The organism is Kitasatospora sp. NPDC048239 (genome assembly GCF_043202015.1).
GTDB lineage: Bacteria > Actinomycetota > Actinomycetes > Streptomycetales > Streptomycetaceae > Kitasatospora.
Genome location: NZ_JBICZP010000053.1, coordinates 1 through 1,154, shown reverse-complemented (window position 1 = coordinate 1,154; position 1,154 = coordinate 1). Strand labels below are relative to the sequence as shown.

Here is a 1,154-nt window from a genome sequence, read left to right as displayed (position 1 = left end):
TCCCGGCGCGGGGAGCTCCTGGACGCCCTGGCGGCGCTGGCCCGCGGCGAGGAGGCCCCCGGCCTGGTCACCGGCACCGCCCGCGAGGACACCGGCCGCACCGTCTTCGTCTTCCCCGGACAAGGCTCCCAATGGGCCGGCATGGGCCGCGACCTCTACCAGACCTCACCCGTCTTCCGCACCCACCTCGACACCTGCGCCCAAGCCCTCGACCCCCACACCGGCTGGAACCTCGTCAACACCCTCACCGGCACCGACGACACCTGGCTCCACCACGTCGACACCGTCCAACCCGCCCTCTTCGCCACCATGGTCGCCCTCGCCCAGACCTGGCGCACCTACGGCATCGAACCCGACGCCGTCATCGGCCACTCCCAAGGCGAGATCGCCGCCGCCCACATCGCCGGAGCCCTCACCCTCGACGACGCCGCCCGCATCGTCACCCTCCGCTCCCGCACCCTCAAAACCCTCGCCGGCACCGGCGGCATGACCTCCATCAACCTCCCCGCCACCCACGTCCAAGAACTCCTCACCACCAACAACTGGCACCACCACCTCACCATCGCCGCCCACAACGGCCCCACCAACACCATCGTCGCCGGCACCCCCCAAGCCCTCGACACCCTCACCACCCACTGCGAACACCACAACATCCGCGCCCGCCGCATCCCCGTCGACTACGCCTCCCACTCACCCCACATCGAACCCCTCCACCACCACCTCACCACCCTCCTCGCCGACATCAACCCCCAACCCACCACCCACATCGCCTTCTACTCCACCCTCACCAACACCCACATCCACGACACCACCACCCTCAACGCCGACTACTGGTACGAAAACCTCCGCCGACCCGTCCAATTCGAAGCCACCACCCGCACCCTCCTCGCCAACGGCCACACCACCTACATCGAAACCAGCCCCCACCCCGTCCTCACCACCAGCATCCAGGAAACCGCCGAACACACCACCACCCACACCACCACCATCCCCACCCTCCGCCGCGACCACGGCACCCTCACCCACCTCCTCACCAACCTCGCCCACGCCCACACCACCACCAACACCCCCATCAACTGGACCCCCCACCACCCCACCAACCCCACCCCCACCAACCTCCCCACCTACCCCTTCCAACACCAGCACTACTGGCT

The 1,154-nt window shown here is 68.5% G+C and carries 1 protein-coding gene; it reads left to right on the top strand.

The genetic code is table 11. The features are described from left to right. Positions 1 to 1,154 (top strand): acyltransferase domain-containing protein (locus tag ACGFZP_RS39460; RefSeq protein WP_392942331.1); only part of this gene is annotated, 1,154 nt, incomplete at both ends.